This is a genomic window from Candidatus Endomicrobium procryptotermitis, from assembly GCA_031279415.1.
Classification (GTDB): Bacteria; Elusimicrobiota; Endomicrobiia; order Endomicrobiales; family Endomicrobiaceae; genus Endomicrobium_B; species Endomicrobium_B procryptotermitis.
In genome coordinates this window covers 23276-38088 of the sequence record JAITIP010000036.1, presented here as the reverse complement: position 1 = coordinate 38088, position 14813 = coordinate 23276, and the positions used below count along the sequence as shown (strand labels likewise).

The window sequence follows — 14813 nt, the reverse complement described above, 5'->3', positions numbered from 1 at the left end:
AATACGACACCGGTTTTTGTCACTAGCAAAAAGTTTTGCATATTCGGGTAACTTGAAAGTTTTATGGGGAAGATATTATTGTATTTTTGAGAGGCAGCATTAATTTGGAGATTTTAGTTTTTAAGAAACTGTTGGAATAAAATAATAAAGCGGCGGTTGATATTTTTCAATAATCGCATATTCTATGCAGCGCTTAGCATTCTGTTTGTAAGCATAATATTAGGAAGTTCGTTAAAGTCTTTTTGATTTTTCCGTTTACTAAATGAGGAGCTTAAAATTGCAGAAAACACCGTTATTGCCGCCATCATAAGCATTAATATTGTAGCATAGGCGAAGTTGTTAAACAGCAATAAAGCAATAATTAATTCAACCACTGCGGCAAGCACGCTATTTATAACTATTTTTGCAGAAAACCAGTAGGGGCTGATATTATCAGATAATGTTTTTTCTACTTTAGCAGGTTCAACTACGGATGATGTGCCCTGCCAGAAACTTGCAAGCAGATAAAACGCTATTAAGAAAAAGAAATTATGAAATACTAAGAAACCAGCCACAAGTGCCGTTAGAGAAGTAAAATATACTATTCTTCTAGAATAATTATTTACAAATGATGAAACTTTACTGACAAACTTGCTTGCCACGCTTTGCATTAAGCTTGCAGAAAAAACTACAATGCCAATAGCTAGTGTTCTCAAACCGTTACCCTCATTGTGGAGCATAAGCTGCATACCTAAATCAAGAAAAACAAATAATCCACTGTCAATTATAAAGTTGATTATAACCATAGTATTCAGATTTTTTGTTGTAAGCACGGTTTTGACGGCATTCCATATCTTTTTACTTTCTTTTAAATTAGAAAACTGTTTCTCTTCTTTAGTTTTCTCTTCCTGCCTATTGTCTGCAATGGATTTTGTCATTATAAGTGAATAAATACTCAAAAATGTTATTAAAATACTTGACATAGCAATTACAAAAGTCATAGTTACAACTTCTGCAAGCAAACTACCCAAAAGTACTGAAATCGCAAATCCTATCCAAAATTTGCTCCTTATTTTCCCATAAACCGATTCAAAATTATCTTCTTTTCCTATAGTTTTAAGTGAAGAATATAAAAATGGTATAAAAAGAGCACCTATTCCTGCAGCAGCCATGGCAGGAACACCCAACGCAAAACCGAGTAATATAGGAGACCCACCCGCAAAAAGTAAAAGAGCATCGCCCGCACAATGTAAAAACAGGTTGCCCATAAGAACATTTCGCTTTCCGAATAAATTGCTTAGATAATTTGATATAAGAGATCCCATAACAGCAAGTAAAGCACATAATCCCAATATAATGCTTAAATATGACGCTTCATACCCTAGTTCTTTAGTAATATACACATTCCTGAAAGAAGCAAAAAATTCAAAACCTACAACAAGATGTATAAAAAGTGCTGCTGAAATATTTCTGTGTGCTGCCAGAGATCTTTTCTTTTGTTCCAGATGTGTTGCGGGTTCAGAAGATATCAGAATAGTTTTGCCTCTGCCCTCAAATATAAAATCACTGTATTGCTCATCGACCTTTCCGTCCTGAATATACAGATCAAGATATTTGCCGTGATGTTTTATGGAAAACAGGTATACACCTACCGAATCAAAAATACTTTTATCGATATGCAATCCAAAAATACCCGCTGCCGTGATATTTTCTATTTCTTCAAGAGCATCCTCTGCGCTTAGACCAGAAGGCATCTTGTAAACCATGCTTACATTTTTGTATACGGCTGAATCGACAGAAGCTGCAAACTCTTTATTACTGCTGATTATTATGAATTTATTCTTTATTTTAAGCGTAAATCCGAGAATCCTGCCGGAGTCACTGTCAATGCTTTTATCAAAGTTTAATATAATATTGGTTTTACTTTTCTTTTTTGCGAATTTCTCAACTATATTAAGCGCTTCATCTATTGAAACCTTAAAACCTTTGCTGCATTCAATATAAAAGTCTGATCCTTCGCGCTTTATATCAAATTCAATGGTATTCACTTTTTTAAGATTTCTGATTATATTCACTAACTCCTGATATGATTTCGCGGATTTAAAAACAGCATTAGCTGCGGCAATCTCAGGAAAATTCCATCTGAGAAATTTAGCTTTAAGATTTCCTTTTATTTTTGTAAAAATCGATTTTTTTTCAGGCTTGGCATTTGTTTCGCTTATGTTGGGAGCTTTTGTCTGCGGTTCTTGTTTTTCGACATTTTTTTCTTCTGCCTTTATCCTTTGCTCTTGCAGCATTGCCGCCAGAAAAGAAAGTTCTTCTATATTTTTTATATCGCTCTCGCTTATTCCATTTTTTATGAGCCAATCGAGCATATCCGCATAAACATCTTCTTTAGATACTCCCGATTCTTGTGCGGTCGAAACCCAAGCCTGTATTATATTTTTTATTATTTTCCCTTTCAAAGGTTCATTCTCATTACTAGTTACGGCATTTAAAAGAGGCGGAGCAAAGGCAGAATGCTCAAAGGTAATATTTTTGCTGCCGATTCTTCCCGGAAAATTAATCGCATCTAAATACTGCGTTCTATCGGATTTTTTTTCGATTTTGGGGGCTATACTTAAATATGATATTTTATTTTTTCTTAAAAAATCCGTAAATTCCAAATGAAACCCGCCTGTAACAACTACAAAAACATTAGAAAAATCATTTATACCTGATATGCCGGCGCTTCCTATTTTTCCGCTTTTCTCAGAATTTATTGCATCTTTAACTGCATTGAAAAAAATCAAATCTCTTTGAAGATTATTAAAATATATAAGGTCGGTAATTTTATTTTCCGCTAAATATACAAGAGTATTGCTTTCAGCTATATTCATGTATTTTGCGCTTATTTCTTTGATATTGTTTCTAGTATTTATAAAATTAAGCAAATCTGTTCTTGTTATGCCGAGCGAATATATCTGTTTTAGCGATTCGACCATGTCTGCAAGATACATAATATCTTTTTCTTCTTTGGAAGCAAATCGTTCGACAATGTGCTTCTTTAACGATTGTTTTTGTAAGTAAACGTCATAAGGATTCAAATTAAGGTTGACATAATTTATTCTGAAAATCTCCATTATTAGTGGAAAAAATTTTTCGGCATCAGGAGCGTTTTTAGTTATTATTTTATAAGCTTCGGCTAAGGAGTTTTTATCATCGGAATTGGAAATTAAATCGCTGACTCTCATATATTTACCGTAAGACATTTTTGAGTTTAAATACTTGTTTAAAGAGGATATTTCTTTAATGGCGGACTTATAATCGATTTTTTCTCTTTGTTCTTTTGAATATAAATAAGTAAAAAAATCTTTATATAAAGTTTCGTCAAAACTGTCGTCCTTTTTTAAAAATGCCTTTATTTTTGAATATGAATTTATATTTTCTTCTTCAATTGCCTTATCAATATCAAAAAAAGAACCAGACATATGAATTTTTTTTAACACTTCAATTTTTTCAGAAATATTTTTAAAAAAAGCTTCACTCTCTTTGTATAACGATAACATATTTTGTATAAGTCTCAGGTTTTTATTATATAAATCATTGTCCTCCATACCAAAAAGAATGTCTCTATTATTATAAGAGGCATAATACTCACATGCTCCTATCTGCGCTTCAGAAAGCATTTTGTCCAAAATACTTTTTTTAAGATTTTCATCAATACTTTTAAATAAATTCAAATTTACTTTTCCCAAAGGAGCACCTTCAACAAATATTTTTTCTATTTGCTTTTTTTTATCGTAAAAATCTATTATGTCCGATATTTTTCTTTGCGCTTCATAATCGCTATGGGAATCTAGGATATGAATAATAAGAGTATTACTGTCATAATAACTGCTGTCAATTAACATTGAATTTTCAACCATTTTTTCAATGTTGTCAAGCTTCTTTACATTTTTTGCATATACAAAATCACAAAAAACAAAAGTTAGCAAAAATGAATTTAAAACACTAAATAAAACAAGTTTTCTTACATATTTTTTTGTAATCATAAATATTTATTAGCCTCATTTAAATTATTTAGTTTAATATAAAATTAAATATCTTAAAAAATATCACTTTTTTCTCTTTTTTATTTCATTTTTGAAAAAAGGCATCATATTTTAAGATTAGTTAGATTAATATAACATTTATAATAAATTTTTGTCAATCCATTTTAATAAAATATTGAAAAGATTTTTTTAGTTTTAATCGTTTTATGATTCTTTTTGAGAGTTGACAAAAATCATCTTGACAGCAATTTTTTTTAATGATACCATTTTCCAATATGCAAATTTTTTCAAAAATACGAAAAGAATTAAAAAGAAAAATAACAATTATGCTTATTCCTCATGGCAAAATAAGACCGTTGAAATTAAGTATATCTGTGTTATTTTTTGGTATTTTTATGATATCATGGACATCTCTTACGCTTTGGTCGGGATATCTTGTCAGTCAGCATATAGATTACATCAAAACAAAGGCCGACAAAAAAATCATGCAGATGAGGCTTTTGTTTTTTGCCAATCAGCTTGAAAAAACAAAAAACCTTATTGAAAGAGTTCAAAATAATGATGACAAAATTCGTTCGCTTCTTTCTCTAAATTCTAAAAAGTCAATTATAGAAGAAGATATACCGCAGAATCTTGGAGAGGGCGGGCCGTCAGCGGCGCAGGCAAATGCTTTGTCGGTGATTCTTTCTGGCAGGATAAATCAAATAGATTACAAATTTCTTACGGAGCAAACTTATAAGATAAATCAACAATACAATTATATTCAAAGCAGCTATAGCGAAATAATGTCTCATATAAATTATCAAAAGTCGCTGTTTATGGCTATCCCTAGGGGATGGCCAGCTGAAGGTAAAATTTCTTCCCCTTTTGGTTTCAGATTCAATCCTTTTTTTAAAACAAAAGATTTCCATTCCGGGATTGATATAGCGAATGAAAAAAACACTCCTGTATGTGTTACAGCAAATGGCAAAGTTATTTTTGCAGGCTGGCAGTCTGGTTATGGATATATAACCGTTATTGATCACGGATACAATTATAGAACGGCTTATGCTCATAATGCTAAGCTGTTAGTTAAATCCGGACAATATGTGCGCAGGGGCGATGTTATTGCAAAAATGGGAAGCACGGGGTCGGCAACAGGGTCTCATGTACATTATGAAGTGCATTATAAAGGAAAGCCGGTAAATCCAGTCTCATATTTATCAGACTATTTTTATACTCAATCGGAAAGGAACAGGTATGACGAAAAAAAACTCAAAAAGTTTGCTTGACAGCGTAGAAACGCTTGTGGGTGCAAATGCTGTATTTGAAGGAAATATTAAAACCGACCGCACCATAAGGATCGATGGAAAAATTGTGGGAAATATCGAAACTACGGCAGGTGTTTTAGTGGGTGCGGAAGCTTTGATTGAAGGTAATATAAACGCGGAAATAGTTATGGTAGGAGGAACGGTTAAAGGAAATATAAAGGCGCCTGAAGGAATAGAAATTCTTCCAAAAGCAAAAATGCTGGGTGATATTTCGACAAATATCCTGACAATAGCAGAAGGCGCTTTTTTTGAAGGAAAAAGCCAAATGTTTAAATCCGATGACAACGACAAAAGCGGAGAAGAAACAAAATGATGAATTTTTTAAGAAAACATATGCGTAAAATTTTTATCATAACTATTGTGGCCTTTATCGGTGGTACTTTTATGGGTTTCGGCGTATATTTTTTTGGACCGACAAAAGATTTTGATACGGCCGTTAATATAAACGGCACAAAAGTTACATTAAAGTTTTTTTCTTCGATATATACGGCTTCCGTAGACATGTACAGAAATGCTGAAAACCAATCCGCTGCAACGCTGCCGGAGCAGCTTGAACAAATAAAAATCAAAACAATGCAGGCAATAGTACAAGATGAACTGTTTTACCAGCAATCTCTTGGCTATAAAATAATAGTATCAGATGCGGAGCTGAAAAATGACATACAAAGTTCTGCGATGTTTAGAAATACTCAGAATCAGTTTGACGCAAATATTTATTATTCATTTCTTAATTCGATAAAAATGTCTCCTAAAGATTATGAGACGATGAGAAAGAAACGAATTGCAGCGGAAAAATTAAAATTACTTTTGGCATCTGCAATAAAAGTAAGCGATTCAGAATACGAAGCAGCTGAGGCTGACGGCATTAAAATGACAAGAGAAGAGTTTATGCACAATAAAGTGAATATGATATTAAGCGAATGGTATTTTTTCATTATAAGTCATTCAAAAATAGTAACTAACGATTCTATTTTTAAACAGATTTGAGTTTAATGCCGAATTGAAGTAATTTTTTGAAAAGTTTTTCATATGGAAGACCAACTACCGTATAATAATCGCCATATATTTTTTCTACAAAATCATCATTTTTATCTTGAACAGCATATGCTCCTGCCTTATCCATATGTTTTCCAAAAAGATATCTGAGTTTGTTTTCAGGCAGCTTTTTCATTTTTACGATAGCACAATCGTAAAACACAGATTTCTTTTTTGTTGTATTGTCTATTATAGTTACTCCTGTATAAACTTTATGCAGGCTGCCGTTTAACTGCCTTATAATCGTCTCGGATTCTTTTTCATCTTTTGGTTTTCCAATAATTTTTCCATTTAAAACCACTATTGTATCTGCGGCAAGAATTAAACCGCCGTTTTGTTTAGAAGCTATGTCGCTGCCTTTTCTATATGAAATATCTCTTACTATATAAGAAGGTCTTACAAATTTTGTGTCTTCGTTTATTGTGCTGGGAATAACCTCAAAAATTAATCCCCACTCTTTCAGTAAAGAGATTCTTCTTGCAGATGCAGATGCCAATATTATTTGTTTTTTCATATTATTATATTAGTTCTTGTCATACATTGTGGACAAAAGGCCGGATTTTTACAATTTATTTTAATATTATATCCGTTTCTTTCAATAATGCAAAAACCACAATTTTTACAGTATGTGGAACCATATTTGCAATCATCATAATTACCTATATAAACATGTTTAAGTTTGTTTTTTGCAATTTTATACAAATTAATTAAAGTTTCTTTTCTCGTTTGCGGCAGCACAAAATTATTGTTCGGAAAATACCTTGACAGATGAAGTGGTATCTCATCGCTTAAACTTGAGATAAAGTTAAGCATCTGCAGAAAATGTTGTCTATCACTGTTTTCGGCATCTATAACAAGGTTTGTTATTTCTATATGTACTTTTAATTTATATAAAATCTCGATTGATTTTAAAACCTGACTAAGCGTGCCACTGCAATGTCTGTTGTAAAAACCGTCATCATACGCTTTTAAATCTATATTCGCAGCAGCAATATAATCAGCCAGCTTTTCAAGAGGTGCTTCTTTTATATAGCCATTTGTCACTAAAATATTGTGCATGTTCTTTCTTGCGGCAAGTTTGGCCAGTTCAAGAACCCATTCATAATTTGTTAAAGGTTCATTGTAAGTATATGATAAAAGTTTTGCATTTTTTTCTACGGCAAAATATATGGCGTCTTCCGGAGACAACTTAATATTTTCCGATGGTTTTGCGCGGGCAATTACGTAATTTTGGCAAAAACCGCATTTCAGATTACAGCCAAAACTTCCGAAAGACAATGTTGTGCTTCCCGGATAAAAATGATACAGCGGCTTTTTTTCAATAGGATCGATATTTATCGTAGAAATCACTCCGTAAGATTTTGAAATGAGGACGTTTTTAATATTTTGTCGTGCATTGCATATGCCGAACTTCCCATGCACAAGAATACATTCGTGAGGACACAGCTCACAAAAAACTTTACCGCCTTGTTTATTCCAATATAATGCTATCTTGTCCTGCATTGTTTTCTATCCAATCAAGATAATCTTTGTTTGCATCGGATATTTCCGAAGAAATTATTTCGGGCACTTCGTAAGGATGGATGTCTTTTATATGTTTTTCTAAAATGGTAAACTTCGATTTGACCGTTTTCATTATGAGAAGAATTTCTTTGGAATGTTCTATTTTACCTTTCCACCAGTAAAAAGATTCCGTATTTTTTATTATGTTTACGCAAGCGGCAAGTTTTTTCTTTAAAACGTTTTTTACGATATTGCCCGCTGTTGTTTTGTCCGGAACAGTTACAAAAACAATAATATATTTTGATTTTTTCATGCTATGAAAAGGAATTGCAGGCATAAAACCGTACGGCAAAGCAGAGCTTTTATTTGCCTTGATATATTTAATGTGTTCCTTATTTAAAATTTTTGCAAGCGGGAAAATCTTTTGTCACTTTAATAAATGAAGCAATACGGCTTTTTGCATATGCATCCTGTTTTCAGCCTGAGTAAAAATGCTGTTCTCATATTTATTCATAATTTCCGCCGTAATTTCTTCTCCTCTTACGGCGGGTAGACAATGCAAAACTATGCATTTCGAAGAAGCCTTTTTTAGAAGTTCGGCATTTATCTGATACGAGGCGAAAGCCTTTCTTCTTTTCTTTTCCTCGGCTTCTGCTCCCATAGAAATCCAGACATCCGTATAAAGCACGTCGGCGTTTTTAGCGGCATTTATATCACTTGAAATTTTTATTTCCGCGCCAGTTTTTATGGTATATTCCAAAGCTTTGTTTAGCAAAACCTTTTCAGGAGCATATTCTTTCGGGCACACTAGAGTAAAATCAAGTCCTAAAACCGCGGAAACCGCAAGCATTGAATTTGCCACATTGTTGCTGTCTCCGATAAAAACTATTTTAATTTTTTTAAGTCCTTCAACTGTTTTTATTTTATTAAGCTCCATTATAGTCATTATATCAGCTAAAATCTGGCACGGATGCTCAAAATCAGTCAAACCGTTTATGACGGGAATAGAAGAATATTTTGCAAACTCTTCAACATCGGAATGTTTGAAGGCCCTTATCATAATGCCGTTAAGATATCCTGAAAGCACTAAAGAAGTATCATGGATGGATTCTCCCCTTTTTCGCTGTAAGTTTTGTGCGTTAAGAAAAATGGGAAAGCCGCCAAGCTGTACCATCGCGGCCGCGAAAGAAACCATTGTTCTTGTAGAAGGTTTTTCAAAAATAAGACCTAAAGTTTTTCCGGTTAAATCCGTAAGATGCTTTTTCTTGCTTTTAAGTTCAAACGCTTTATCTAGCAGCAGTTTTATCTCTTTATCAGATAAATCATAAATTGAAAGAATGTCTTTTTTTGCCATGATAATCATCTCTGCTTTTCAATTTTTGAACTAATTAAAATATAATTCTATCAAAATAGTAATATTAAATCAATTTTCTCGTTAAGGTCAAAATAGAAAGGTCACTTTCTTAAATATAATAAAAAAGGGGTGATAACAATGAACTTTCTAACAATTTTGACGGCTTGTGAAAATTTGTTAAACAAAAACAATTTGATTATAATTATTTAAGGCTTCACAGATCTTTAATTTTTAACAGCCGTCTGTTTTCAAATAGGAAATTCTTTAATCTAAATAGGGATATATCTCCTTTACCATAACACTGCTGCATTAGCATGTTGAACTTGTGGAAGCCACTCTAAACTTTTAAACAGCGGTCTTTTTTATTATAATATTTTCTATATTTATAAACGGAGAAAAACATGAAAGAGATAATTTCTTCTTTGTTGGCTGCTTGCGCCGCAATGCTTGGCGCTTTTTTAGTTTTAAAATTTCATAAGTGGTCTGAAAAAAATTCAATATTAATAATCAATTTTGCCGCTGGCATAATGCTGACAATCGCTTTCACGCATTTAATTCCCGAAGCAATAGAAATAGATGTGAACGCGCTGCTTTTTACACTTCTTGGTTTTTTGATAATGTTTTTTTTGCAGTTTGTAATACTTTTTCATCCATGCCATGATGATCAAGACTGCAAAACGCATTCAAATATTGGAATAACTTCCGTAATAGGACTTTCTTTTCATTCTCTTCTTGACGGACTCATTATAGCCGTAGGCTTTGAAGCCGGCGCCGGACTTGGAATTTTGACAACGTTTGCCGTGCTTTTACATAAACTTCCTGACGGAATCACGATTTCGGGAATTTTACTTCACAGCGGTGCTTCAAAAAAGAAAATTTTAACTTTTTCATTTCTTACAGCGGCATTTACGCCTATAGGAACATTTTTGGGAATAATTTTATTTAAAAGCATATCGCCTGCGGTGCTGGGAGCTTTGCTGGGCACAGCTTCTGGTTCTTTCATTTTTATTGCCGCTTCAGATTTAATACCAGAAACACATAAATGTAAAAACAGGCTTGCCCCTTCTATGCTTTTCATCGGAGTGCTTATAGTTTTCCTTCTGGAACATCTTTTATAAATCATGAAACTTAACAGTTTAAAAAAAAATTTAGAAACTGGGTACTGCCAGACTTCACTTATTATCTATAATTGATGAAAAATTGACTTTCAAAGGAAAAAATAATAGAATCTTAAAACTTATTTACAGGCGGCGTAGCTCAGGGGTAGAGCAGAGGACTCATAAGCCTTTGGCCGGTGGTTCAATTCCACCCGCCGCCAATTACTTGCCAAAAACACTTTTAAATATTCGGTTTTTCAGGCTTTTTATGCCTCCAATATTTTTTCCTATAGGGATTCCATTAAGTTTTGAGTTGTAAATAATATTTATTATAATTATTTTAGATAATATAAATTCCTTTTATATGATAAAAAGGTTCACAAAAAATTAAAGATAGAAAATATGATTTCTGAAAATTTATCAATAATAGTTCCAATGTATAATGAACAGGAAGCTATAGCCGTATTTTTTACCGAAATCTTTAAAGTTTTGAATAATATCAAAGAATACGGTTTTGAAATTATTTGTGTAAACGATGGCAGTAAAGATGATACTTTACAGATTTTAAAAGAGTTTGCGCAAAAAGATAAAAGAGTTAAGATAATTTCTTTTTCAAGGAATTTCGGAAAAGAAAAAGCGATGTATGCCGCGCTTGAATCCTGCTGTGGAAAAGCTGCAGTTATTATCGATGTTGATTTACAAGATCCTGTAGAGCTGATTATTGAATTTATAAACAAATGGAAAGAAGGTTACGATAATGTTTACGGTGTGCGCCGTGACAGGCAATCCGATACATTTCTTAAAAGAATGACGGCAAATTACTTTTATAAATTAGTCAATAAAATATCCGATAGTCCGATACATAAAAATACGGGAGATTTCAGGCTTATCGACAGAAAGGTAATAGAAGGTATTAAGCAGATTCACGATAAAAAACTGTTTATGAAATATATTTTTAACTGGCCGGGATATAAGTCTGCCGGAATAGAATATGCAAGACAAAAACGCATTGCTGGGAAAACAAAATTTAATTATTGGAAATTGTGGAATTTTGCGCTGGACGGTATCAGTTCTTCATCAACTTTACCTCTAAGGATCTGGACATATCTAGGTTTAATAATCGCTTTTATTTCTTTTCTTTACGGCGGATACATAGTTTTGAGAACAATTATTCACGGTGTAGATATGCCGGGATATGCTTCAATATTTATAGCTGTTTTATTTTTCGGTGGTGTGCAGCTAATATGTTTGGGAGTAATAGGTGAATATTTGGGAAGAATTTTGGAAGAGACAAGAAACAGACCATTGTATATAGTCAGCGAAAAAATAAACTTTTAGAAATCCCTTATTTCAATCAAATACAATAAAAGAAATATATATGGAGATAACATAATGATAAAAAAAATATTTAATTTTTTATTTAAAACAACGTCAGGACTTATAAGTTTGTTGGTTATTACGCTTATTCTTTTTTATTTGGCTGACAATAAATTTAGCAGATATATACAAGTCGGACAAGAAGTTATCTCGGCGTCAGGCTATGACAGCCAATCTTTAGATGAAAAGAAACAAAAACCTTTTGAATTTAAATATTCTAATTTGAACGGTTTGGTTTATTCTATTGAACTGTCTATGGATTTTTATGCATATTCTTTCAGCAATTGGCAGACGCTTTTTGATATGGGTTCAAAGGAAGGCATTATTATTGATATTAATGCCAACGGCAAAGCAGCGGTTGATTACAAAGATAAAAATAGGAAATACAGCATAAATTTTTTAAATGAAAAAATACCGCTGGAAATAAATAAACCTAACCGCTTGGAAATAAGAATTTCAAAAGAAGGAGACGTAATCAGCATTCTTAACGGAAAAGAAAATATTCATGTGAAAATTGACGGAAAAATTGAGTTTTCTGAGATAAAATCCGGAACAAATATTAAAAATGAAAGAATTTTTGACGGCAGGATAGATAATTTTAATCTAAAATATATTTTTTATGAGAAATCTTATTTTTGGCAGAATGTTTCAACAATTTTACTTAGTATGGTTTTTATTGCTTTAATATTTGGATTGTGCAGTCTTCATTATGAAAGTCTCAGCAAAATTATAGAAGGGAAGAATACAAAATCAACGGTTTATTTTGAAAACATTAAAGCATATTTTTCAGACAACTTATTTGACCGCGGTTTTGTAATTTGCTGCATCATGGTATTTTTATATATTTTGCCGATAATCATTGCCAATGTTCCTTATATGGACGATTATGCCAGAACAGTTGTACCACATTATTGGAATGGCGACAGCCGTTTTCTGTCTGGTATTCTATATAAAATGTTTTCCGTTAATGGAAAATTAGCTGTTTTTGCGCCATGGGGACTTATAATAAGCTCATTTATTTTATGCGCAAGCGCATATTTGCTTGCTAAAAAATTTAATTCGCAAAACAATTTAGTGTCCATTTTTGCAGTAATATATTTATTTTCATCTCCGTTTTTGCTTCAGCCGTTAAGCTTTCAATTTGATGTTCTTCCGATGTTATTTTCACTAATCTTTTGTCTGTGGATTTTTCTTACTCCAAATAAAAGTATTCTTTTAGTAATCATTTCAACGTTTATCTTTACTTTTTGCTGTCTTTTGACATATCAGACCTCAATTGGTGCAATATTTATTCTTATTTTTACCGAAATTATAATAATTATAAAAAATAAAGAAAATCCTAAAACCGCACTGAAACTTTTTTTAACCCGCATTTGCTCTTTTATTTCAGCAGTAACTTTATGGTATTTTACTATTTATAACAGCAGCCGTTTTGTAAATAAAGATATTGTTCATTCTTCAAATTTATTTATTTCTCTATTTGGTAGGATTAAAGACATAGGAAACTCACTGTCAAAATGGAAGCCGTATAATGATTTTACCTTGATAATATTATGTTTGTTATTTATTGCTTTTTGTATCGCAGTGATAGTTTTTGCCGTTAATACTTTTTCTAAAAAAACTTTGCTGTTGAGGTCATGGGAGAGTCGCATATGCAAAGTTATTCTTGTTGTTTCTCCGTTTATTATACTGTTTACAGCTTTGTTTGGAGTAAACGCAGTGCAAACTTTTACAATGGATCCCAGACACTTTTTTCCGTTTGCTATTTTTTTATTTGTAATTATATTTTTTGTTTTAACTTTTTATAATGGGATTTTACGTTATATTTTTATTTTTCTATCGATTATCCCGTTATTTTATTCTTTCGGTTTATCTTATTCCTATAGCAATGCTTTGAGTTATCTTGAAAAATATAACAGATTGATTGCTAATTCTTTAATGGATGTTGTGCATGATGATAGAGAAATTTTTATAATTTTTAACGGACCAATAAAATATCAGAAAAAAATTGATAATATCGGTAAAGCTTATCCGCTTATATACACTTTATGTGGAAGATGGATGTGTGGAGGAGGAACAGGTGTTTTACCATATTACGGTTTCAATATCAACGTAAAACTCGATAAAAGGGAAACCAATAAGGTGTTGGAGCATATTAATGAAGCAGAGCTTGTTGCTAAACATTATTACTATAATTTACTGCGTTATAAAGACGTTTATATAGTCGATTTTGATAAAACCGATTTAAATAAAAGTTAAGCTCCCTATTTAACTTTTTTGTTAAAAAAACTTGCAGCCGCTATTTTAATAGCCGTTTTATTATAGATATCAGGTTTATTTTTTAAATTCTTCTTTTGGACAATTCGTATAAAATTACGGCCGTGGCGCATGAGGCGTTTAATGAAGAAATAGTATTTGTCTGAGGTATAGAGATTAAAAAGTCGCATTTTTGTTTTGTAAGGCTGTGAAGTCCAAAACCTTCGCTGCCTATTATTAATACTAGAGGAAAATAAAGATTTGTTTCTTCCAAACTTTGTCCTCCATTTTCAGCTCCCGCTATCCAGAAACCATTTTCTTTTAATAAATCAACGGCCTGATTGGCATTTGTAACTCTTGAAACAGGTATATGCTCAATAGCTCCTGCAGAAGATCTCGATACAGTTTCATTTACGCCTGCCGCCCGCCATTTAGGAATTATAACGCCGTCCGCGCCAAAAGCAACGCAGTTTCTTATTATTGCTCCGAGATTATGCGGGTCTTCAATACAGTCAAGCAAAACTAAAAGCGGGTATTTGCTTTGTTTTGTTTTGGATATAAGCTCTTTGATTTCAATATATTGCAGCGCAGAAACTTCCGCCGCAACTCCTTGTGAATTTTCTGAGTATTTATCAAGTTTTTCCGGAGGAACATTGTGAATCGCAATGCCTTTATTTTTCGCAAGAGTAATAATCTCTGTTATCGCTGTTCCTCTTGCCGTCTGCGCCAACAATATTTTGTTTACTGTTCTTTTTCCTGCTTTAAGCAATTCCAAAACAGAATTTCTTCCGCATATTATATTATCTAAAACTTTTTCTTCTTTATTTTTATGATATTGCGATAAAAATTTTTTTCGAGCCATTTTCAG

General features: G+C 32.3%; 12 protein-coding genes and 1 tRNA gene. 7 read left to right on the top strand and 6 right to left on the bottom strand.

Annotation, left to right across the window (positions count from 1 at the left end; all coding sequences use genetic code 11):
• Positions 1–182: 182 nt before the first annotated feature.
• Entirely contained in the window at positions 183–4013 is a 3831-nt protein-coding gene (locus tag LBD46_06830; protein ID MDR2426869.1) for an MFS transporter, read from the bottom strand.
• Between the two features lie 395 nt (positions 4014–4408).
• On the opposite strand from LBD46_06830, the gene LBD46_06825 reads away from it, so the two are divergent.
• From LBD46_06825 to LBD46_06815, 3 genes are read left to right on the top strand one after another with little or no spacing between them, the layout of a single operon-like run.
• The gene (locus LBD46_06825; protein MDR2426868.1) at positions 4409–5284 is read left to right on the top strand and encodes a M23 family metallopeptidase; all 876 of its coding nucleotides are present in this window, start codon (positions 4409–4411) and stop codon (positions 5282–5284) included.
• On the top strand, positions 5253–5636 hold the full coding sequence (locus LBD46_06820) for a polymer-forming cytoskeletal protein (GenBank protein ID MDR2426867.1): 384 nt from the start codon (positions 5253–5255) through the stop codon (positions 5634–5636). The genes LBD46_06825 and LBD46_06820 overlap by 32 nt, the downstream gene beginning before the upstream one ends.
• On the top strand, positions 5633–6310 hold the full coding sequence (locus LBD46_06815; protein ID MDR2426866.1) for a SurA N-terminal domain-containing protein: 678 nt from the start codon (positions 5633–5635) through the stop codon (positions 6308–6310). Before LBD46_06820 ends, LBD46_06815 begins: the two co-directional genes overlap by 4 nt.
• On the opposite strand, the gene LBD46_06810 is transcribed toward LBD46_06815, so the two are convergent.
• From LBD46_06810 to argF, 4 genes are all read right to left on the bottom strand, one after another.
• Positions 6297–6872 (bottom strand): Maf family protein, encoded by a 576-nt coding sequence (locus tag LBD46_06810; protein ID MDR2426865.1) that lies wholly within the window; start codon positions 6870–6872, stop codon positions 6297–6299. The genes LBD46_06815 and LBD46_06810 overlap by 14 nt on opposite strands.
• Positions 6869–7861: an AmmeMemoRadiSam system radical SAM enzyme gene (amrS, locus tag LBD46_06805; protein ID MDR2426864.1), complete on the bottom strand. Its 993-nt coding sequence runs from the start codon at positions 7859–7861 to the stop codon at positions 6869–6871. The genes LBD46_06810 and amrS overlap by 4 nt, the downstream gene beginning before the upstream one ends.
• Positions 7830–8174, bottom strand: coding sequence for a divalent-cation tolerance protein CutA (locus LBD46_06800; GenBank protein MDR2426863.1), 345 nt, complete (start codon positions 8172–8174; stop codon positions 7830–7832). Before LBD46_06800 ends, amrS begins: the two co-directional genes overlap by 32 nt.
• A 114-nt stretch (positions 8175–8288) precedes the next feature.
• Positions 8289–9215, bottom strand: a complete 927-nt coding sequence (argF, locus tag LBD46_06795) for an ornithine carbamoyltransferase (GenBank protein ID MDR2426862.1) — start codon at positions 9213–9215, stop codon at positions 8289–8291.
• Between the two features lie 401 nt (positions 9216–9616).
• Between argF and LBD46_06790 the strand changes: the two genes are divergently transcribed.
• The 4 genes from LBD46_06790 (at position 9617) to LBD46_06775 (ending at position 13948) form a co-directional block, all read left to right on the top strand.
• On the top strand, positions 9617–10333 hold the full coding sequence (locus LBD46_06790; GenBank protein MDR2426861.1) for a ZIP family metal transporter: 717 nt from the start codon (positions 9617–9619) through the stop codon (positions 10331–10333).
• Positions 10334–10461: 128 nt separating this feature from the next.
• A tRNA-Met gene (locus LBD46_06785) sits at positions 10462–10533 on the top strand.
• 181 nt (positions 10534–10714) lie between these two features.
• Positions 10715–11650 (top strand): glycosyltransferase family 2 protein, encoded by a 936-nt coding sequence (locus LBD46_06780; protein ID MDR2426860.1) that lies wholly within the window; start codon positions 10715–10717, stop codon positions 11648–11650.
• 54 nt (positions 11651–11704) lie between these two features.
• Positions 11705–13948 (top strand): glucosyltransferase domain-containing protein, encoded by a 2244-nt coding sequence (locus LBD46_06775; GenBank protein ID MDR2426859.1) that lies wholly within the window; start codon positions 11705–11707, stop codon positions 13946–13948.
• A gap of 82 nt (positions 13949–14030) precedes the next feature.
• Here LBD46_06775 and rlmB read toward each other — a convergent pair whose 3' ends face one another.
• A complete protein-coding gene (gene rlmB, locus LBD46_06770) occupies positions 14031–14807 on the bottom strand; it encodes a 23S rRNA (guanosine(2251)-2'-O)-methyltransferase RlmB (GenBank protein ID MDR2426858.1) in 777 nt (258 codons plus the stop codon).
• Positions 14808–14813 lie beyond the last annotated feature (6 nt).